The 1,305-nt window shown below is 39.4% G+C and carries 2 protein-coding genes; both read left to right on the forward strand.

The annotated features are described in order from the left end of the window. Positions 1-317: hypothetical protein (locus H8706_RS12010; protein ID WP_262432827.1), on the forward strand; the 317-nt coding region annotated here is incomplete at its 5' end. A gap of 2 nt (positions 318-319) precedes the next feature. Further along, positions 320-1,198: a recombinase family protein gene (locus tag H8706_RS12015; RefSeq protein WP_262432828.1), complete on the forward strand. Its 879-nt coding sequence runs from the start codon at positions 320-322 to the stop codon at positions 1,196-1,198. Positions 1,199-1,305: the final 107 nt, after the last annotated feature.

A 1,305-nucleotide genomic window follows, 5' to 3' on the forward strand; every position in this document is an offset into this window, starting at 1 on the left:
ATGTTCTCCGAAATGCGAAAGCAAACGGATACATTGAGCCTGCTTCCTTTATGGAAAGAATGAATGAAATTGCATCAAAAACCGCAAAGCTGAAAAAAGATAAAAAATACCTACTCGGAAACGATGAGTGCGAGCAAATAAGAAAGCAGACCGAAATTCTTTCAAACTATATAACGGCAACCGGACCGATAGGGGAGTTCGACAAAAAGACTTTCAAAAAAACAGTCAAAAGAATTACGGTCAGCAGAAATAAGGAAATAACCTTTGAACTCATAAACAGTCTGAAATTAAAATTTGAATATAGCGAGGTGGAATGAAAATGGCTAACAGATATATCCCATTCGGATATGAAATTGTGGACGCACAGGTGGTTATTATCGAAAGAGAAGCCGAAGTAGTCAGAAATGTGTTCAGTCTGTATGTGCAGGGTAATTCATTAAAGACAATTTCGGAAAGGCTTAATATGATGCCGATAAGCTATGCCGGTGATGATCGCAAATGGGATAAGAATATGGTCAAGAGAATGCTTGAAAATAAAAAGTATATCGGCGATAAAGACTATCCGGTAATCATACCGCCCGAAACTGCCGAGCTTGCATTGAAATGCAAAGATAAAAAGTGCGTCGAGATAAGTGAAAACGATAAAATAAAGCTTGATATGTACCGTGCGAAAGCGTGCTGTGCAATCTGCGGTGCGAAAATGAAACGGAGTCATGCAGGTTCCGGGGAAAGGCGAAGAATATACTGGCAGTGTACGAATGCGGAATGTGACGGAAACCGACACCTGTTCAGAGAAAAAATACTGGACAATATGCTGCTGGAGCTGTTAAACGAACTTACGGATAACCTTGCAAATATAGATTATGCCGAGGACAGAGATTATGAAAAAAATATCGAAGTCATAAGGCTGACAAATGAAATGAATGAACTAATACAAAAGCCGGATACAGATTCGGGTGAGGTAATAGATAAGATTATGGAGCTTGCGTCAGCAAAATTTAATATATGCGAGGCAGGAGATAATTCTGCAATAACGGAAAAAATCAAGTCGGAACTTGCCATACTTCCAAAACAGACAACTGTTGACGGGCGTGTAGCCGATAAGGTGATAAAGTCAATAAAAATGCACCCGGACAAGCATATATGGGTGCAGCTTATAAACGGAAAGGTGTTTGAGAAAAAAGAAAGCATATTGTAGAGAGGATAATTGATATGGATGTGAGATATGTTCAGGAACAAACAATACCGGAAACCGAGGTAATAATAATACCTGCGACCAAAAGCCCGAAGGAAAAGAAAAAGCAG

The sequence above is a fragment of the Qingrenia yutianensis genome (assembly GCF_014385105.1).
In the GTDB taxonomy this organism is placed as follows: Bacteria; Bacillota; Clostridia; order UMGS1810; family UMGS1810; genus Qingrenia; species Qingrenia yutianensis.

What these genes read in the sequence shown, in the direction of transcription:
- H8706_RS12015 (WP_262432828.1), top strand. Translation starts at nt 320, where the DNA reads ATGGCTAACAGATATATCCCATTCGGATATGAAATTGTGGACGCACAG.